Below are 18,920 nucleotides of genomic sequence, written 5' to 3'. Positions count from 1 at the left end.
AAAAATGAAAAATATTTTAAAAGAAGTTAAAAAACACAAATAGTACTCACTTTTGAGCACTAAAAAAGTCACAGAAATGCTTGGTATTAAAGCATTTCTGTGACTTTCACTGTCAAAGATGAGATTAAATTATATCAGATAGCCAGTTTAATTATAATATCTAAACGTTAGGATTTATATTAATGACAATCTAACTATTTTCAAGGAATTAACTAAAACTATAAGCTAGTGTTGTAGAGGGAATTTTAAAAAATAAAGAGGTTTGGGAATAAATCATCGGGATGATTATACAAACCTGTCATCAATGGCAAGTACTGTAGCCGATGGAAAGGAAAATTGGTTTGTTTTCTGCCTTAGCATTTTCAAATGCTTTCTCCCCCCCCCATGGATACCAGTACACTGGGTTATATGCATGCTGGAGCAAGTATGGTGATTTTTCATGTATTTGAAGTCAAAAGCTAACACATCCTTTTTAAATCTTTACCTCTAGTTTATGTTACCCAAACTAATGATAATAAGCCAATGCAAGGAATATAGAGCTTTAAAGACACAGAAAACATAATTATTTCTATGAACCGTTTAAATTTCCCCTTTTCATCAAATATTAACTAGTAATTCTATATCAAAGGGTGAATATATTGGCTGGAAACGAATCAGAATCTTTCACTAGCTTAATAAAAAAAGGAAATAAATCGTCGTTAATCGCATCAATTGGCAACTCTCTCTTAGCTATAGCTAAATTTTTTGCCGGAACAATCAGCGGCAGTGGTGCATTATTTGCTTCCGCAATGCACTCTACTGCTGATGCAATTAATCAAGGCTTTGTTTATATTGGGAGCATTTTATCTGAAAAGAGACCCACACCAAGGTTTCCGACTGGCTTTGGAAGAGTGATCAATATTTTCTGTATGGTTGCCGTCATTGTAGTTACGGTCATGGCCTACGAAACCATTCGGGAAGGCTGGCATTTGATACAACAACCTGCTGAAGCTGGGGATGGATTTTGGATTAACGTTGGGGTTTTAGTTTTGAATCTCATCATTGATGGAGCCATTTTAGTAAAGGCAATGAAAGAAATCAACATAGAATCACGCGCTGAAGCTAAAGGGATTGCCATTGTAACTGGTGCTTTTAAAAATGTTGGAAGAGCTGCTCCGCCAACAAGACTGGTTTTTTATGAGGATTTGGTTGCTGTTTCTGGTGCTGCCCTGGCACTTATTGCCGTTATCGTTATTTCCCTGACAAATTTTGTTCTCATTGATGGAATTGTTACCATTTTAATTGGTTTATTAATGGTCGGCGTCGCTTTTAGAGTAGGTTATGATAATATGGTTGGACTAATAGGGGTAGCTGCTCCTAAAGATATAGAAGAACGGATTACTGGAATAATATTAAATGATAAGGATGTCACAGATATTAATAAAATACGGATACTTCAAGAGGGAAGATATTATCATGTCGAGGCAAGAGTGGAATTAAGAGAGGGACTTTCATTAGCTGAAGCAGATGATATTAAAATGAGAGTAAGGGAAGATGTTTTAAAAGATCCGGATATTGCTGATGCAGGAATTGGCATTATTGAAGACGATGGAGATATTGATTGGGAATCAAAGAATCAAAATAGCTAAAATTTGTCTTTACCTGGAATCATTTTTAACTTATACTTCAGCATAAGCAACTGATTATTTCGAATAATTGGGTAAATGATGTGTATAAGCAGGAAAAGCTGAAGTGAAGAAGTAACAGCAAGCAAATTCAGAAGGAGTGACGTAAATAATTGCGTTACTCTTTATTTTTAGAGGAGGAGAAGTTATGTCAGATCAGATGGATGAACTGAAAATTATATGTCAGGAAGATTGCGGGAATGCTCCAAAAAAACTTGTGCTCAGGGATTTTAATATTGCCTTTGCTAAATGCGATGCTGATTTCATCCTGGAAAGTATTTCAGAAGAAGTTATCTGGGATATGGTTGGGGATAAATGTATTTTTGGAAAGGATAATATGAGTAAAGAACTGAATAAATTGACAAATAAAGCTGTTGAACTGCATCTTAACAATATTATAACACATGGAAAAACCGGTGCCGTCAATGGAACTTTAAAATTTGGCAATGGAAAAAGCTATTCCTTTTGTGATGTCTATCTTTTCAGCAGTGCGGCTAAAAATGCAAAAATTAAGGAAATTACATCTTATGTTATTAAGGTATCATAATATTTAAACCCACGGTTACTGGTTTTTCTCTATACCAAATAATAAAGCTTTCTGAATATATAATGTGTGGGAGGTATTCATTCAATGAATAACGAAGAACTATGGCCCCAAGTTTTAAAGCGGATAGAACAGAAAATATCTAAAGCAAGCTATGATACTTGGTTTAAAGCTACAGAATTCAGAGAAATCAAGGGAAATAACATGATTGTGGATGTCAAAAATGAATTTCAAAGAGACTGGCTGATCAATCAATATAAAAGCCAGGTAAAAGAAATATTAATAGAATTATCGGGGGGAGAATTTGAAGTTTCTTTTGTTGCTGAGACGGAACCGGTGGCTATCCAATCCGAGGGTGGAAAAACAAAATATGTCAGTGCAGATGAACTGCTGAAAATGATTGAGCATTTAGAGAAGAGAGTGAGTGAATTAGAGGATGAAGTAAATTTTTTAAAATCATAGTTACAATATTCCATCCATCAATTCTAAATACCTAATAATGAAAGAGAGTGAGGAATTTCCCCACTCTCATTCAAACGTGCTCAACTTTTCGAAGCAGCAGTAAACCCCTTAATAACATGAGTATGCCCATCATTTTCCGTTGTTTTTATTTCTACAAAATGTGTATGATATCCATTTGGCAATGGGATTGGAGGGCTTGTATATGCTTCGTATTGGTGGATATGCTCATCATCAAAGGTGGTATTTCCATAAATCTTATGCACATGTCCTTCGGTGGTATCAACTGGTGGTCCCGTGACTCCAGGGTGCAAATGGGTGTGCTTGTCATTGCAGGTGGTTGCTCCATAATGGGCGTGGGTATGTCCAGGGGTTTCAGATGAATTTTCATTCTGTCTTGCACTATTGTTCAGAAGTTCCCCCTCAGGATGATTTAAATTATACGGATGCTGCCTATAATGATTCACTGCAGCATATGAAATTGGTATCATACCGTAATACATGATATCATTCCCCCCTTGGGTTATTTTTAGTCAATAGTATGGTATGCAGAATGGGTTATTGAGGTACCGAAAGTATAAGATAAATGCCAATGTAAGCAGGTCTGAATTCCATATAGAACCGTGATTCAGTGAGCAGATGTAAAGAGGAGATAGGTTTCCTTTTGTATTGCATAAGGATTTGTAACGGGAGTCAAAGTTGAGAGACACAGCCGTGAAGTCGAGAGATAACAATGTAAAGTTGAAAGACACCAGTGCAAACTTGAGACATAAAACTTAGAAGCAGCATTATCTTTTAACTTTAAGTAAGTTTCTCTCAACTAATATCATTTATTCTCAAGTTCAAAGGAGTTTTTCTCAACTTCGCACACCCTCTCATGTAATAGCTGTCTCCGAGCCCATAATATCCACAAATCAGACACAAATCCGCCTATTTTTATATCATTTCTCATGATTTAATTGAAATCGATTCTCATTATCAATTATAATAAAGAGAGAATGAATTGTTTTCAGGTGGAGGGATTAGAAATGAATAAAATTCTAATGCTTTATGCGAGTACTACCGGAAATACAGAATTAATGGCGGAAGCAATGGTTGCATACCTTGAAGATAAAAAATATGAAGTAATCATAAAAACATTTGATTTTGATCCGATTGATGTAGAAGAACTTTTGGAATATGATGCAGTCCTGGTTGGAACACATACATGGGATGATGGTGATCTCCCGTATGAGGTGGAAGATTTTTATGAAGAGCTGGAGGACGTTGACATAACAGGCAGATTATTTGGTGTGTTTGGTTCCTGTGATTCTTTTTATGATTCATACGGCGGAGCAATTGATTTAGTGGGAGACCGACTGAAGAACCTCGGAGCTGTACTGGTTCCTGAAAGATTAAAAGTTGATCTGGAACCGGATAATGAAGATATTGAGCGGTGTGTACGATTTGTTGACAGCATGATCGAAATAGCTAGTGAAACTGTATAAAAATAACCATCAAGCGTTATATGATACATTCATCATATAACGCCTTTTTAATGCGATAAAATAAAATTTCATGAAATCACTTGTTTATTAACATGAAATTATATACTGTAGAAAGTAATAACATCTATTTCAGGGGATGGTCTGTATGGAGTATGTAATGGGGATTGATGGTGGTGGTACGAAGACAATAGCGGTTATTTCCGATATAAACGGAAATATTGCTGCACAATCCACGGCAGGATCAACAAACCCTAATGTTGCAGCAACTCATGAGCTTGAAGCTGCATTTCAGAATTTGTTTGATTCGCTTGAAAAGCAATTACCAGATGGACTTAGCAATATTACTTGTGCTTTTGCCGGCATTTCCGGTGCTGGCAATCAGGAGAACAAAAGGAATTTACAAAAACTCTTAAAACATCTGCTTCCTGAACATATAACAATACAGGTGGAAGCAGATACGATAAATGCACTATATTCTGGAACCTATGGGAAACACGGGATGGTACAGATCTCCGGGACTGGTTCAATTACATATGGCATTAACAGTAAGGGACAGCAAGGTCGTGTAGGCGGCTGGGGCTATTTATTTGGTGATGAAGGAAGCGGCTATGATATTGGACGACAAGGAATGATTGCTGCTTTGAAGTCATTTGATGGGCGTGGCCTGGATACCATTTTGCTGCAAATGATGTATGAGCACTTTGATGTTGATCATCCGCAAGGGCTAATACGGAAAATTTATTCATCACCTGTACCGAAAAGCGAGATTTCACCACTTTCCAAAATAGTATTTGCGGCATACAAGCTAAATGACCCGATAGCCATCAATATTTTATCCAATGTTGGAAAAGAAATAGCACACAGCATTAAAACATTATATCAAAAATTGTTTAAAGTCGAAGAGAATGCAGCCGCAGTTTTATGTGGTGGAATTTTTAATGAAAAAGAAATTTTACCTGGACTGCTAAGAAATGAATTATCTGCAGACCCAGGTATTCGCCTGATTTTGCCAAAGTTTCCTCCGGTAGCTGGTTCATTAATAGGAGCATATCTGATGAAGCAACTAACAATAAATGACAAAATCATACATAATTTAACCAATACAATTTAAGAGGGTGATGAAATGGCACATGTGAAGGGCGGGCTGGTTATTCTAAAAGAAATGGTAAACAGTTTGCCGCCATCTGAGAAAAAAATAGCGGAATATATTTTAGGAAATCCAGAGGAATCGATTCTTTTAACAGCATTAATGCTCGGAGAAAAAAGCCAGACCAGCAGCGCTGCAGTTATTCGTCTGTGCAAATCGCTTGGCTTTAAAGGGTTTCAGGAGCTGAAAATCCGTGTAGCTGGTGACCTGCAGGCAGACTCGGTCAATGAATATCGTGATATCGAACCGAACGAGAGTTTTAAAAATATAATAGATAAAGTTACGTCAAATACGATTCAGACATTGAAGGAAACCGTGGATATTATGAATGTGAAAAGTCTGAAGGAAGCAGTTAAGGCATTATCTGAAGCAAAATCAATACTATTTGTAGGATTTGGAGCTTCTTATATTGCAGCAAAAGATGCTGAACAGAAATTTTTGCGAGTTGATAAGAATGCCTATTCGTTCTCAGATGTTCATATTGCGGCAACATCTATTGCAAACAAAGGCCCGGAAGACCTCGTTGTCGGGATTTCCTTTTCAGGCAATACGACAGATGTTGCAAAGTTATTGGAACTGGCCAGGCGAAAAGATGTCAAGACGATCAGTATTACAAAGTACGGAAATTCAAAGGTCAGCCAATTTTCCGATATCCAATTACATACATCTGCAGCAAGAGAAGCAACATTCAGAAGCGGTGCTACATCTTCAAGAATTGCTCAACTGCACGTGATTGATATTTTGCTTATGTGCCTGGCTTCCATGGAATATGAAAATACGATTAAACATCTGGATGAGACAAGGGAGGCAGTTTCATTTTTAAAAGATAATGACTAAAAGAGGTAGTTCAAAAAGTCACCAAATTATAAGCGTCGAATCTCTTCGTTGGCTTGTTTTTCAGATACTCACGTATCAATTGCATACGTTCCGTTCCTCAAAACTTCGCCGCCTCGACCTTCTTGCTTCTAATTCGGCACCTTTTTGAACACACACTCGAAGTGCGGATTACGCATTTTTTCGCGAATGGTGAAATATTATTACTAATATTTCAATATTTGTTGACAAAATAATTCAACAAGGCTATAATAACAGCAACTTCACTGTAGGTATTTCGCATTATTGAAAGCGTTTTATCGTGGTTTATAATATAACTTACAGATAAGGGGATCAATGTACATATGGAATTATCTAAATTAACAACTGAACAGAGAAATCGAAATAGTATGAACTTGGATGAAATGTCCACATTGGAGATTTTGAAAACAATTAATAATGAAGATAAAAAGGTTGCTGTTGCTGTCGAGGCTGTATTGCCGCAGGTAGATGCTGCCGTGGAGCGAATTTGCAAAGCACTTGCAGCTGGTGGACGACTCTTTTATGTTGGTGCTGGTACAAGTGGCAGAGTAGGTGTGATTGACGCATCTGAATGCCCTCCGACCTTCATGACATCACCTGATTTGGTTCAAACAGTGATGGCGGGTGGGGTTGATGCATTCTTTCATGCAGTTGAAGGATCTGAAGATAATGAAGCTCAAGGGGAAGCGGATTTAAAAGCCAGAGATTTTAATAAACAGGATGTAGTGATAGGTATTACAGCAAGTGGCAGAACACCTTACCCGATTGGCGCATTAAAATATGCCAGGGAAATAGGGGCATATACTATTTCGCTTTCCTGCAACAGAGATTCATTGATCAGCAGTTATGCAGATTGCGAGATTGAGGTTATTGTCGGGCCGGAAGTTTTGACAGGATCCACTCGTATGAAAGCCGCTACTTCACATAAGATGATATTGAATATGATAAGTACTGCGACAATGGTGAAGCTTGGAAAGGTACATGAAAATTTAATGGTTGATGTCCATGCCAGTAATTATAAATTAAAAGAGCGTGCAAAAAAGAACATTATGGAAATCACCAAAGTACCATATGAAAAAGCTGAAGAAGTGTTGATAAATACAAATTATAAGGTGAAGCCGGCAATAGTAATGATTGAAGCAAAAGTTACATATGAGGAAGCAGAAGCAGCGATCAAACATGAAAAAGGCTATGTCAGAAAGGCGATTAAATATTTTTCATAGAGTTTCAGAAATACGGAAACCCCATTGACAGCTCAACTTGCTGTTAATGTGTTTCATATAAACTTTTAAAAAACAAGGGGGCAAATAAGTTGAAGAAGTTATTTAATGGCAAAGTAATGCTGTTATTTATTGCAATGTTCATGCTGGCATTTGTTGTTGCCTGTTCTTCCGATGACGGGGAATCAGATGGTGGAACTGAAACAGATTCAGGGGATTCAGGTTCCAGTGATTCAGCAGAAGGAAGCGGAGATGGCGAAATTTCAGGGGAACTTGAAATTCAATACTTCGTCGGAGGATATGGAGATTCATGGTGGAAGGAAGTAATTGCAGACTTTCAGGAAGAATATCCGGATGTAACAATTACCGAACATGCTGGTCCAAATATTAACGAAGAAATGCGTTCCCGCTGGGTATCCAATGATCCACCTGATGTAGTATACATTGATGGGGCTGGGTCAAGTGAAACACAAATGGTGGAAGATGGTCAGCTGATGAACCTAACAGAGTGGCTGCAGGATATTGAGCTTGAAAGCGGCGACAAACTGGCTGACAGCTTTATTGTAGAACCTGCAACATATGACGGGGAAATCTATAGTCTCCCATTAGTTTTTGATACTTGGGGCACATGGTATGATAAAGCATTATTTGAAGAAAAAGGCTATGAGGTTCCTACAGATTTTGACAGCTTTATGAGTTCTATGGAAGAAATTAAAGATGGTGAAGGAATTGAGCCATTGGTAACATCCGGTCAGCATCCTTACTATTTCTTGCGCGGAATGCTTTATCCAGCATTTGGTGCAGCTGGTGGAGATGAACTGCTGGCAGATGTGATTCAGGGTAAAGAAGGTGCATGGACTAGTGATGTTGTCCTTGAAACAATGAAAAAAGTCGAAACTCTGGCTGCTGAAGGTATGTTTGATTCTGGACTTGGTGCATTAAACCATACGCAATCACAAATGAACTTCCTGCTTCATGATAATGCTTTTATTCCAGTAGGTTTCTGGCTCCCAAATGAGATGGCTAATGATATTCCAGAAGGATTTGAGTTTGGCTTTATCCCGTCCCCAATGCAGGATGCAGGTGAGCCTTATGCAATCGTTCCGGATTTACGTCCATTGGCAATTGCTGAAAATGCAGAAAACCCGGAAGCTGCAAAAGCTTTTGTAGAGTTTGCTTTTACAAGAGATTATGCAATGTCATTCTCTGAGCACACTGGTGCAATTATGAACCTGACAGGGGTTGATTTATCACAAAGTGATGAAGTTCCTGCATATTTAACAGAAGCGAATGCGATGATTAATGATCCGGAGCAGGTACAAATCTATCATAAACCACATCCAATGAGTGCTGATCTTGAAACACCTATTGGAAATGCGTTGATGTCATTAATGCTCGGAAATATGACTGCAGAGGAATTCGTAGAAGAAGCGGAAAAAGCTGCTGCAGAATATCGTAATTAAATAAATAATGGTCAGTATGGAATATAGGGATTACCTCTATATTCCATACTATTATTTCTTTTTAGAAGAGAGTGATTGAATGGTACAGTCTAAAAAACAAAAATATATGTTTCTGGCATTTTGTTTAGTTCCTACTTTTATCATGTTTGCTATTTTTACGCTTTATCCTTTGTTTAGTGGCTTGTATTATTCATTTTTTGACTGGTCAGGATCCGCGCAAAATAAAGAGTTTATTGGACTGGACAACTACATAAAACTGATCAATGATGCGATTATCCCCGATACGATTATCCATGATTATTTCTTGGTGGCCACAAAGGTTATAGGGATTATGATTATGGCATTGTTTATTGCAGTTGCATTGACGCAATTGAAAATTAAAGAAGCGCCATTCTACCGGATTGTGTTTTTCTTTCCAAATATCATGTCAGTCGTAGTAATCGGGATACTTTGGACATTTATTTATAATCCGAGCATGGGGCTTGTTAATTCTGGCCTTGAGTTTCTAGGACTTGAATCTTTGGCAAGGCCATGGCTGGGAAGTGAAACCTGGGCATTGCCGAGTCTTGTGCTTCCATCCATCTGGGCAGGTATTGGATTATTTATGCTGATGCTGATGGGTGGTATTGCCAATGTTTCGAAAAGCTATTATGAAGCGGCTGAAATTGATGGTGCAAATGAATGGCAGCAGTTCTGGAAGGTGACTTTGCCGCTTATATGGCCGCAAATAAAAATTTCCATTCTTTATATTGTGATTACGACATTAAATGGTTCTTTTATCATTGTACAGGTAATGACAGGCGGGGGACCGAATAACTCAACACATGTTATGGGTTCTTACCTGTATCAGCAGGCATTCGTCCAGTTTAACTTTGGCTATGGTGCGACAATCGGCGTAATGATTCTGGTTCTTTCATTAATTACCGTACTGATACTGCAATTTCTGATGCGAAGAGATAAAGTAGAATACTAGTTTCTGGAGGTGGGATTAACATGAAAAAGAGTGTCGGTCAGATTTTAGGAAGAACAGGAATCCGGATACCGCTGATCTTATGGTCTATTGCAGTACTTTATCCGATTTTCTGGATGTTCCTAGGCTCATTTAAATCAAATGCTGAAATTTACAGGAATCCCTGGGGCTTACCGGAAACATTCAATTGGCAAAATTTCGCTGATGCATGGACGAATTATAATATTGATACGAGTGTATTTAATAGTTTAATTGTTACTGTCGTAGGTGCTGCTTTAACATTGGTACTTGCAATACCGACAGCATATGCAATTGAACGGATTAATTTCAAAGGGAGCAAATTTCTATTTACATTATATGTGTCTGCCATGATGATTCCAATGGTACTGGGGTGGATACCGCTATTCTTCCTATTAATGGATTTTGGTTTGCTTGATAATATTTTTGGACTGGCAATTGTTTATGCAGTGAGCCAGCTGCCGTTTACGATATTCGTATTGACAAGTTTTATGAGTACGATTCCGAAATCATTGGAGGAATCAGCTTCAATGGATGGAATGTCTCCATATCGCATATTGTGGAAAATCATCACTCCATTGAGCATGTCCGGTATTATCACAGTTACAATCATGAATGCCATTCAGTTCTGGAATGAGTATTTTATGGCATTGATCTTCCTGCAAACGGAAGGAAATTATACGTTGGCTTTGGCAATTGACTATATCAGCAGTGAGGCGCAGTATACAAATGCCTGGGGGACATTATTCGCAAGTCTTGTCATCGCAATTGTTCCGGTGATTATTCTTTATGCAATTTTCCAGCAGAGGATTGCGAAAGGGATGACAGAAGGGGCGATTAAGGGGTAGGAATAATGATGAATCGGAAGCTGCATCATAATACTGATGCAGCTTTTATTTATCTGCTTTTTCAAAGTTGAAATGCTGTTCTTATGGTAACTATAAATAGTATAATGGAATAGTAAAAGAATCTCTTGAGATGAAAGGGGATTTATGCGCATATGAGCTTACCAAAAGAAACAAAAGCAACATTGGATGAATTCTATAAAATGAGGGAAGAGTCCGAACAATTAATGGAATTCATTGATGGGATTGTTTATATGTCTCCATCACCATCAACAATCCATCAACGGATTTCAGGGCGTTTACATGCAAAGCTTTTTAACTTTTTGGAAGAAAAAGACTGTGAAGTTTTCCACGCTCCATTTGATGTGGAATTAAGTAAGGATAACATTGACGATAAAAAGGTTGTTATCCCGGACCTTTCTGTAATTTGTGATAAAGAAGGTCTGGGAAGTAACCAATATAATGGTGCACCTACTATGATTTTAGAGATTATCAGTCCATCGAATCAGTCCCATGATCTAGTGACTAAGTTAAATCTGTATATGCAGTATGGAGTACATGAATATTGGATTGTGAACCCATTATTAAATACAATTCAAATATATATTCTGGACCAAGAGGGAAGCTATCATCAAAAAGACGTTTCAAGGGATAAAGGTATTGTGAAATCGGGAGTTTTAGATGGATTTGAAGTGGATATAGAGAAGTTATTTTTGTAAAGTGAAGCTGTTGTAATTAAGTATAGTTGTGCAGTTTTTAAAGTGTATCAATGATATTATAAAAACGGGCTTATCGCCATTTTTTATCAAGTAATAAAATATAAAATTCGGCAGCAATTAATTCTTGGACATTACCAGCCACGTCCAGATCCAGTGCTAAATCCGCAGCAGACATCCCTTACCACAGTACGATAAATAATAGCTATCTTGATACCAATTGTAGCTACCGTTGTCTTTCTATACAGAAAAAAGTAACCGCCCCATGACCAGTGGATAAGTCGGTTACTTCTTCTGTTCCGCACCATTTTCATTAGGTCAACCGCTCTTTATGCGGTTTGTAGTTGCTACTGCCGGGTGGTTCTGATCCACTCGGTATTTTTAGTATATACTAATTATAGTATAGTATATATATGATTGCTTATTCAAGCAAACACGTACTAATAAATTAAATATCCTCTGCGCACTTTTTCAAAGTCTTTCAATTCATGATGCCACTGCTTCTTCATCTCTTTTACAGAATCTCCATTTTCAATAGCTTCACGAACCCAGCCGTTTCCAATGAGATTGTCAAAGAAGGAAACTCCCTGACTGTTTTCAGCACGGAATTCGAAATCCTCCGGGTACATATCATGAAGGGTTTTCACAATATGAAGTCCTGTTTCGATTGGTTTAAAGGCCTTTTTGTTCGTGACATGGATCTGCACGCCATGACTCAATGTTCCAGCATGTTTTGAAAAAGATGGTGTAAAAGACGCTGCACGGAATTTAACACCAGGCAATCCAAGATCTTTTAACGCTTGAGCAAATTCAGTGCTGTCCACAAATGGTGCTGCTATCAATTCAAAAGGCTTCGTTGTTCCACGACCTTCTGATACATTTGTTCCTTCTATCAGTGCTGCCCCTGGATACACTAACGCAGTATCAAGTGTAGGCATGTTCGGTGAAGGCATAACAAACTCTAAAGGCGTGTCATCATAATACATATTCCGCTTCCAGCCATTCATTTCAACAACTGTCAGATCTGCACCGATACCGAATTCCTCGTTGAATAATCTTGCGAGTTCACCAACAGTCATTCCATGTCGCAGCGGAATCGGATAATTTCCGACGAATGAAGCATAGTCTGGATCAAGTACCGGCCCCTGAACCTTTTGGCCTCCTAATGGATTCGGACGGTCCAGCACGATAAACTCTTTGCCGTTTTCCTGTGCTGCTTCCATTGCATATGCCATCGTATAAATATATGTGTAAAAACGGGTTCCTACATCCTGGATATCGAATAGAAGCACATCGACATTCTCAAGCATTTCTGGTGTTGGTTTTCTAGTCTGTCCATATAAACTGTATACCGGTAGTCCGGTAGTTTCATCAATATAATATTCAACATATTCTCCAGCCTGAGCATCTCCACGGACGCCATGTTCTGGGCCATACAATGCTGTTAATTCCACATCAGGGTCATTGTGCAATAAATCTACTATGCTGTTTAATTCCTGATCAACACCAGTAGGGTTGGTGATCAATCCTACTCTTTTTCCTTCAATAAGTTCTTTATTTTCATCCAATAAAACTTCCACACCAAGCTGAAATTCTTTTTTCTTCCCTTTTCCTTTTCCGTTATTTTCTCCCTTATCTGCAAAAACTGCAGTAAGGGAGCCGAGTACCAATACAACTGTCAACAGCATCATCAGTGGTTTTTTCATTAGACATACACTCCTTATTTTTAGTAGGAAAGTCCAAAGCCGTATTCAAATAACACATCTCCATTTTGATCAGGAATAGTTACTGGCAGCAGTCCCGATGGATTGTTTTCACCGAATAGTGTTGCTGCGGTTGCTTTAAAACTTGCATCTCTAAATCCATATTGTGCCAGATAACCGTCGATTTCAGGGAATGCCATAATGTCATATGGGTTGCGAATCCCTACTCCCACTACTGGTGCTTCAACATGTTCAATAACTTGATTAACCATCTGCATTTGAGCGCTATCAGGAGATCGTCCACTTACATTAAATGTGTACGTACCAACAACTACTGTACTTGCATCCTCAAGCTGTGCCAACTGGTCATCATTTAATGGGCTTGATGCAACCAGTAAATCCGTGTTTTCGTGATAGGCACTAACTGCGTCATACAAACTGCTGCTATACGTATTCCCAACAATGACAATCTTCTCTTCTTCAGTAAAATTAAAAGGAAGAGCGTTGTCATTTTTAACAAGAGTAATGGATCTTTCAGCGGCTTCTTTTTCCACTTGTTTATGTGCTTCGGATCCAACAACTTCTTCAGCATTTTCTACAATTTCTTCTACAGGAGGTGTGTTCTCAGATTTAATAACACCTCGTTTAATTTTTAATGTTAAAATTCTTTCAACTGAAGCTTCAATTCTTTCTTCTGTAATTTCACCTGTTTCAACTGCTTCAAGAAGTCCATCTGCAACTTCTTCCAGGCCAACTGGCATCAAAACAATATCTGTACCAGCATTTACTGCGCGAATAACCGCATCAACTGAACCAAAATGATCCGTGATAGCATTCATGTTCAATGCATCTGTGATGATCAGGCCATCATATCCCATCTCCTCGCGCATCAGTTCAGTCAGCACTTTATGAGAAAGTGTAGCCGGAAGAGAAATTTCAGTTCCATCCTTCTTGGAAATCACTTTTGTGTCATCAATTTTCGGGAAAGTGACATGTGCAGTCATAATTGCATCAATTCCTGCTTCCATTGCTTTCTGGAATGGATACAGTTCAACTTCGAGCAAACGCTCTTTATCATGTGGAACTTCAGGCAGACCAAGGTGTGAATCAACTGCAGTATCTCCATGTCCTGGAAAGTGTTTTGCGGTTGCAGCAACACCAGTATTTTGCAGACCTTCTGTATAGGCTATTCCTAGGTCAGCAACAAGTTCAGGTGATTCACCAAATGAACGGACACCGATAACAGGATTATCCGGATTATTATTAACATCTAAAACTGGGGCCAGATTCATATTAATACCAAGAGCATTCAGTTCCTCTCCAATAGCCTGTCCAACATTTTCTGCGATTTCAGGTGAACGTGTTGCACCAACTGCCATATTTCCAGGCATATCAGTTCCCGATTGCAAGCGGGTGACAATTCCGCCTTCTTGGTCGATTGTCATGAGCAAACCATATTTTTCGGATGCTTCCTGATAGTCAGCAACTAACTTTGCAGTCTGCTCAGTAGTGACTACATTTTCACGGAATAAAATGACACCACCAAGATGATAATCTTTTACAAGCTGCTCAATCTCCGGCAGCATTTCCGTTACATTTTCTCCATTCCAATTACGGAAATCCGGCATAAGCATTTGGCCGATTTTTTCATTGATAGTCATTCTTTCAATGGCTTGATCCACAATTTGATAGCGATTACCATTGCGTTTGATCACTGACTTTGCATGTGGTTTATGGTGGACAGCAATCCTGTCTGAGAATTCACCATTAGTTACAGTGATCCAAGAGCGGCCGTTTTGGCCTGTGAATGTCACAGCCCCGTCTTCATCAACTGTTGCAACATTCTCGTTTCTGGATTCCCAGGTTAAATTATCGGAAACTAATGTGAAGTGACCATCCCCATAAATATTCAAAGCATCTAAATTGATTTGATTATCTTTAACTTCCACTAAAGCCTCAGGTGCATTTTGCATTATAATAAGATCTTCTTTGCTGGTATTTTCCTCAGCATTTATAGTATTGCCCGCTATAGTAAATGGACTGAGGAAAAGCAGGGCTATCATTAGCATGACAGATGACCTATTCCTTAAGATTTTCATGTTTCTCCTCCTTAATAATTCCTTTCTGTCCACCCTTCACTGGACAAATCAAGGTTTATACTGTCACCTGAAGCAGTTTCAAGCTCAGGGTTTGCTACATACCATCCGCGATTATTTGTTGCGACGTCTGTCTGATAACGGAAACGGATATATTTTGCATCAGCTGCAACTTCGGCAGTTTTCGCTTGCCATTCATCACTGCTGCCGGTCAATGGATTTAATAAAGAAGTCCAAGTTTCCCCGTCACTGGAAACCTCGACGAATCCGAAATCCCATCCGTTCTCGATCAAGTGCCATGTGTCAAAGGAAAGCACAGCATTCTCATCCAGGTCTAATTCAGATGTCAATGTCCGGTCTAAATTATCCCCGTATCCAGAAAACCACGCATTATCAGCAGGCATCGATACTGGTATGGCATCAGCCACTTGTCTGGCAAATTCTCTTCTTGCAGGATTGGTAGAAACAGTATCACGGGCAGGGTGGACCCGGTTTGTTAAAAGAATGGCAATGGTATCGTTATTTTGGTTAATTACGAGTGATGTTCCAGTATAGCCTGTATGTCCAATTGATGATGCTTCAGTTAATGGGCCCATGTACCAGCCTTGAGATAACTCCCAGCCTAGCCCATGTTCATTTCCTGGGAATTCTGGGATTTGATTTTCAACCAATAATTCAACAGTTTCTTTCTCCAGAATCTGTTTGCCCCCATAACGCCCATCGTTAATAAACATATGTGCAAGCTTACCTAAATCATTTGCAGTTGAAAATACTCCTGCATGTCCGGCGACTCCATCCAGTGACCATGCACTTTCATCATGGACTTCACCCCATACCAGCCCTCTGTCCGTCCATGGCTGATATTCAGTTGCCGCGATACGGTGCTTTAAGAATTCTGGTGGGTTGTACATCGTATCTTTCATTTTCAATGGCTCGGTGATCGTATCACGGACGAATTCATCAAGTCGTTTGCCCGATAATTTTTCTATTAATGCACCTAGTGTGATCATGTTCAGGTCACTATATGTGTAGGTTGTTCCTGGTGGATTGTCCAATGGATATTGAAATACATGCTGAAGTCGTTCCTCACGGCTGTCGCCTATGGTGTAAAGCGGGATCCAGGCAGTAAATCCGGATGTGTGTGTCAGCAGCTGTCTAATGGTAACATCCTCTTTTCCATTCTCTGCAAATTCCGGAATATAATCTGCAACAGGGTCGTCCAATTCGAAAAGGTCTTGTTCATATAACTTCATTGCAGCGGTGGAGGTGAAGATTTTACTGATGGAAGCAAGATCAAAAATGGTATCTTTGCTCATGGAAATGGGCTGATCAACCTCATTGCCTTCGTCATCCTCATACAAAAGTGAATGTCCATAAGCTTCATGCTGGACAATATGGCCACGTCTAGCAACAAAAGTCACTGCACCTGGCATAACATGATTGTTAATCATCGATTCCATAACATTATCGATTGCAGTGAGTGGCTGTTCGACCATGCCAGCACCCCTGACTGATCCAGGGTGTAATACAGGTGACGTCGGCCCTGGTGTACCCCAGGAAAATTTAGGATGCGGTTTTTCTTGGACATTCTTTTTCTCCTGCTTTTCAATCGTGGGCTTATGCATGTTTTGATCGGCATGAATTGCATTTGCAGACCCGAGAACCATGCCGGATGTGACGATTATAGCTAGTGACATGTACATACTTTTTTTGTGCATAAATTTCCTCCTTCTACAAAATAATATAAAATTATGAAATCGCTTTCATAGTTTAAAAATAAAGGTATTCATCGTTTAAGTCCATGGCTCAAACGTATCAAAAAAGTTGAATATTCCAGGAAAATGATGTCTTAAGGTCTGGGTAATTAGATATTTTCATTAGACACTTCTAAACATTTTCAGGCAATTTACTACAGGCTCTGAAACGTTTGGTGCAGGGTAATTATGCCAATCTTAGAGAGTAATAGTGATAAAGAGGATATTTTAAAGGGAAAAATGGAATTTGCAATAATTTCCCATTAAATGAAATAATCAGTTTATTGTGTTACAATGTTACGACAAAGAAACAAAGTGACCAATTCTTAAAAATGAATGGAGGAATTGAAATGGAACATGCAATAACTGGCTGGACTTTATTTTGGTTTGCTGTGCCCATGCCGTTGCTAGTTGTATGGGCGGTTATAACATTCTTCACAGAAAGGGGGAATGAAGACTGATGGATCCAACGTTAATAACCTTTGCAGCTTACTTAATCGTAATGATTGTTATTGGGATCATTACATACCGGATGACAAATACATTGTCTGATTATGTCCTTGGCGGCCGTAAATTAAATAGCTGGGTGACAGCATTTTCAGCATCAGCCAGTGACTTTAGTGGTTGGCTCCTAATTGGCTTGCCAGGTGCTGCTTATGCGGCTGGATTTGGTCAGTGGAGCTTGTGGATTGCAGTTGGTTTGGCAATTGGGGCTATGATTAACTGGCAATATGTTGCAAAGCGGCTTCGAATTTATACAGAGTACACGAATGATTCGATAACACTTCCACAGTTCTTTGAAAATCGTTATCGGGATAATTCACATTTATTACGCGTTATATCTGCACTATTTATTTTAGCCTTTTTCTTATTTTATACCGCATCAGGTCTTGTTGCCGGCGCAAAGCTTTTCCAGGGCACTTTTGAAATTGAATATCATACGGCATTAGTTATTGGTGCAATTATTATTGTTGCATATACTTTCCTGGGTGGTTTCCTGGCGGTAAGTTATACAGACTTCATTCAAGCGGCCTTAATGTCAGCAGCCTTATTATTTACCTCGGTTTATGGGTTGATTAAAATAGGAGGATTCGGAGAACTATTTAATCAGCTTGGTTCAATCAGTCCAAGTCTGGTTGATGGTTTTGCAGCAACCAGCTACGATCAGGCTGGAGGAATTCTATGGGAACCTGCAGGTGCAATTGGGGCAGTGGGAATTATTTCTGCGCTTGCTTGGGGACTTGGTTATTTCGGGCAACCACATATACTGGTAAGATTTATGGCGATTCGCTCTCATAAAGAAGTTCGAAAAGCACGTCTGATCAATGTAACATTGGGACTTGTCATTCCACTCTACGGTGCATTGATTGTCGGGATGTTAGGGATCGTGACCTTTGATCAGCCATTAGCAGATTCCGAGCAGGTGTTTATCCAATTGGTTCAGTTTGTTTATGATCCCTGGGTTGCCGGATTTTTGCTTGCAGCTGTATTAGCAGCTATTATGAGTACAGTAGACTCACAGCTACTCGTATCTTCTAGTGCATTGTCAGAGGACTTTTACCGAAGATATTTCCGCAAAAAAGCCAGTGATAAGGAATTGGTTTGGGTTGGCCGGGTATCCGTATTATTGATTGCGCTTATCGCTGTAATGATCGCATGGAATGAAACGAGCTCCGTACTTGATCTTGTAAGTTACGCTTGGGCTGGGTTTGGTGCCACATTTGGACCACCAATTTTGTTTTCGCTATTTTGGAGGAAAACTTCCCGAAATGGGCTTTTAGCAGGAATAATTGTTGGTGGAGTAACCATATTTCTATGGCCATTAACAGGCTCGGCACTGTATGAAATGGTTCCAGGATTTGTGTTATCGAGCATTGCGATTATAGTATTTAGCCTGATTGGAAAAGGTCCTTCAAAAGAAATTCTGGAAGAATACGATAAAGTTGCCGGGGTAAAATAAGTTTAGGAGTTGATACAGC

Annotated in this window: 16 protein-coding genes and 1 pseudogene; 12 read left to right on the top strand and 5 right to left on the bottom strand. The window is 39.1% G+C overall.

What is annotated here, in order from left to right:
- Window positions 1-304: 304 nt before the first annotated feature.
- A pseudogene (locus tag CIL03_RS11235) lies at window positions 305-445 on the bottom strand (DUF255 domain-containing protein); the annotation flags it as partial.
- Window positions 446-638: 193 nt separating this feature from the next.
- Between CIL03_RS11235 and CIL03_RS11230 the strand changes: the two are divergent.
- The 3 genes from CIL03_RS11230 to CIL03_RS11220 all read left to right on the top strand — a co-directional run bounded on the left by CIL03_RS11230 (window position 639) and on the right by CIL03_RS11220 (window position 2,670).
- A complete protein-coding gene (locus CIL03_RS11230) occupies window positions 639-1,628 on the top strand; it encodes a cation diffusion facilitator family transporter (protein ID WP_420855409.1) in 990 nt (329 codons plus the stop codon).
- A gap of 184 nt (window positions 1,629-1,812) precedes the next feature.
- A complete protein-coding gene (locus CIL03_RS11225; protein WP_094885939.1) occupies window positions 1,813-2,211 on the top strand; it encodes a nuclear transport factor 2 family protein in 399 nt (132 codons plus the stop codon).
- 84 nt (window positions 2,212-2,295) lie between these two features.
- On the top strand, window positions 2,296-2,670 hold the full coding sequence (locus tag CIL03_RS11220; RefSeq protein ID WP_094885938.1) for a DnaA N-terminal domain-containing protein: 375 nt from the start codon (window positions 2,296-2,298) through the stop codon (window positions 2,668-2,670).
- 80 nt (window positions 2,671-2,750) lie between these two features.
- On the opposite strand, the gene CIL03_RS11215 is transcribed toward CIL03_RS11220, so the two are convergent.
- Entirely contained in the window at window positions 2,751-3,170 is a 420-nt protein-coding gene (locus tag CIL03_RS11215) for a YmaF family protein (protein WP_094885937.1), read from the bottom strand.
- A gap of 525 nt (window positions 3,171-3,695) precedes the next feature.
- Here CIL03_RS11215 and CIL03_RS11210 point away from each other — a divergent pair.
- From CIL03_RS11210 to CIL03_RS11175, 8 genes are all read left to right on the top strand, one after another.
- Entirely contained in the window at window positions 3,696-4,154 is a 459-nt protein-coding gene (locus CIL03_RS11210; RefSeq protein ID WP_094885936.1) for a flavodoxin, read from the top strand.
- 145 nt (window positions 4,155-4,299) lie between these two features.
- The gene (locus CIL03_RS11205) at window positions 4,300-5,265 is read left to right on the top strand and encodes an N-acetylglucosamine kinase (protein WP_094885935.1); all 966 of its coding nucleotides are present in this window, start codon (window positions 4,300-4,302) and stop codon (window positions 5,263-5,265) included.
- Window positions 5,266-5,277: 12 nt separating this feature from the next.
- Window positions 5,278-6,138: a MurR/RpiR family transcriptional regulator gene (locus tag CIL03_RS11200; RefSeq protein WP_094885934.1), complete on the top strand. Its 861-nt coding sequence runs from the start codon at window positions 5,278-5,280 to the stop codon at window positions 6,136-6,138.
- A gap of 341 nt (window positions 6,139-6,479) precedes the next feature.
- Window positions 6,480-7,379 (top strand): N-acetylmuramic acid 6-phosphate etherase, encoded by a 900-nt coding sequence (murQ, locus tag CIL03_RS11195; protein WP_094885933.1) that lies wholly within the window; start codon window positions 6,480-6,482, stop codon window positions 7,377-7,379.
- 134 nt (window positions 7,380-7,513) lie between these two features.
- Entirely contained in the window at window positions 7,514-8,839 is a 1,326-nt protein-coding gene (locus tag CIL03_RS11190) for an ABC transporter substrate-binding protein (protein ID WP_420855410.1), read from the top strand.
- A 79-nt stretch (window positions 8,840-8,918) separates the two neighbouring features.
- Window positions 8,919-9,812, top strand: coding sequence for a carbohydrate ABC transporter permease (locus CIL03_RS11185; protein WP_094885931.1), 894 nt, complete (start codon window positions 8,919-8,921; stop codon window positions 9,810-9,812).
- A gap of 20 nt (window positions 9,813-9,832) precedes the next feature.
- The gene (locus tag CIL03_RS11180; protein ID WP_094885930.1) at window positions 9,833-10,675 is read left to right on the top strand and encodes a carbohydrate ABC transporter permease; all 843 of its coding nucleotides are present in this window, start codon (window positions 9,833-9,835) and stop codon (window positions 10,673-10,675) included.
- A 152-nt stretch (window positions 10,676-10,827) separates the two neighbouring features.
- Window positions 10,828-11,391, top strand: coding sequence for a Uma2 family endonuclease (locus tag CIL03_RS11175; protein WP_094885929.1), 564 nt, complete (start codon window positions 10,828-10,830; stop codon window positions 11,389-11,391).
- A gap of 437 nt (window positions 11,392-11,828) precedes the next feature.
- Here the strand turns inward: CIL03_RS11175 and CIL03_RS11170 are convergent, their stop codons facing one another.
- From CIL03_RS11170 to CIL03_RS11160, 3 genes are read right to left on the bottom strand one after another with little or no spacing between them, the layout of a single operon-like run.
- Window positions 11,829-13,094, bottom strand: a complete 1,266-nt coding sequence (locus tag CIL03_RS11170) for an exo-beta-N-acetylmuramidase NamZ family protein (protein WP_094885928.1) — start codon at window positions 13,092-13,094, stop codon at window positions 11,829-11,831.
- Between the two features lie 20 nt (window positions 13,095-13,114).
- Complete coding sequence (locus CIL03_RS11165) at window positions 13,115-15,190, bottom strand: glycoside hydrolase family 3 protein (RefSeq protein WP_094885927.1); 2,076 nt, start codon at window positions 15,188-15,190, stop codon at window positions 13,115-13,117.
- A gap of 11 nt (window positions 15,191-15,201) precedes the next feature.
- A complete protein-coding gene (locus CIL03_RS11160; RefSeq protein WP_094885926.1) occupies window positions 15,202-16,905 on the bottom strand; it encodes a serine hydrolase domain-containing protein in 1,704 nt (567 codons plus the stop codon).
- 496 nt (window positions 16,906-17,401) lie between these two features.
- Between CIL03_RS11160 and putP the strand changes: the two genes are divergently transcribed.
- Window positions 17,402-18,901 carry a sodium/proline symporter PutP gene (putP, locus tag CIL03_RS11155; RefSeq protein WP_094885925.1) on the top strand — a complete coding sequence of 500 codons (1,500 nt, stop codon included), beginning with the start codon at window positions 17,402-17,404 and terminating at the stop codon, window positions 18,899-18,901.
- Window positions 18,902-18,920 lie beyond the last annotated feature (19 nt).

It is taken from the genome of Virgibacillus indicus (assembly GCF_002266285.1).
Taxonomy (GTDB): Bacteria; Bacillota; Bacilli; order Bacillales; family Amphibacillaceae; genus Virgibacillus_K; species Virgibacillus_K indicus.
Note: the sequence above shows the minus strand (reverse complement) of the source record. Positions and strands in the feature narration are given on the sequence as shown.

What these genes read in the sequence shown, in the direction of transcription:
- CIL03_RS11225 (WP_094885939.1), top strand. Translation starts at nt 1,813, where the DNA reads ATGTCAGATCAGATGGATGAACTGAAAATTATATGTCAGGAAGATTGC.
- CIL03_RS11220 (WP_094885938.1), top strand. Translation starts at nt 2,296, where the DNA reads ATGAATAACGAAGAACTATGGCCCCAAGTTTTAAAGCGGATAGAACAG.
- CIL03_RS11215 (WP_094885937.1), bottom strand. Translation starts at nt 3,170, where the DNA reads ATGTATTACGGTATGATACCAATTTCATATGCTGCAGTGAATCATTAT.
- CIL03_RS11210 (WP_094885936.1), top strand. Translation starts at nt 3,696, where the DNA reads ATGAATAAAATTCTAATGCTTTATGCGAGTACTACCGGAAATACAGAA.
- CIL03_RS11205 (WP_094885935.1), top strand. Translation starts at nt 4,300, where the DNA reads ATGGAGTATGTAATGGGGATTGATGGTGGTGGTACGAAGACAATAGCG.
- CIL03_RS11200 (WP_094885934.1), top strand. Translation starts at nt 5,278, where the DNA reads ATGGCACATGTGAAGGGCGGGCTGGTTATTCTAAAAGAAATGGTAAAC.
- murQ (WP_094885933.1), top strand. Translation starts at nt 6,480, where the DNA reads ATGGAATTATCTAAATTAACAACTGAACAGAGAAATCGAAATAGTATG.
- CIL03_RS11190 (WP_420855410.1), top strand. Translation starts at nt 7,514, where the DNA reads ATGTTCATGCTGGCATTTGTTGTTGCCTGTTCTTCCGATGACGGGGAA.
- CIL03_RS11185 (WP_094885931.1), top strand. Translation starts at nt 8,919, where the DNA reads ATGGTACAGTCTAAAAAACAAAAATATATGTTTCTGGCATTTTGTTTA.
- CIL03_RS11180 (WP_094885930.1), top strand. Translation starts at nt 9,833, where the DNA reads ATGAAAAAGAGTGTCGGTCAGATTTTAGGAAGAACAGGAATCCGGATA.
- CIL03_RS11175 (WP_094885929.1), top strand. Translation starts at nt 10,828, where the DNA reads ATGAGCTTACCAAAAGAAACAAAAGCAACATTGGATGAATTCTATAAA.
- CIL03_RS11170 (WP_094885928.1), bottom strand. Translation starts at nt 13,094, where the DNA reads ATGAAAAAACCACTGATGATGCTGTTGACAGTTGTATTGGTACTCGGC.
- CIL03_RS11165 (WP_094885927.1), bottom strand. Translation starts at nt 15,190, where the DNA reads ATGAAAATCTTAAGGAATAGGTCATCTGTCATGCTAATGATAGCCCTG.
- CIL03_RS11160 (WP_094885926.1), bottom strand. Translation starts at nt 16,905, where the DNA reads ATGCACAAAAAAAGTATGTACATGTCACTAGCTATAATCGTCACATCC.
- putP (WP_094885925.1), top strand. Translation starts at nt 17,402, where the DNA reads ATGGATCCAACGTTAATAACCTTTGCAGCTTACTTAATCGTAATGATT.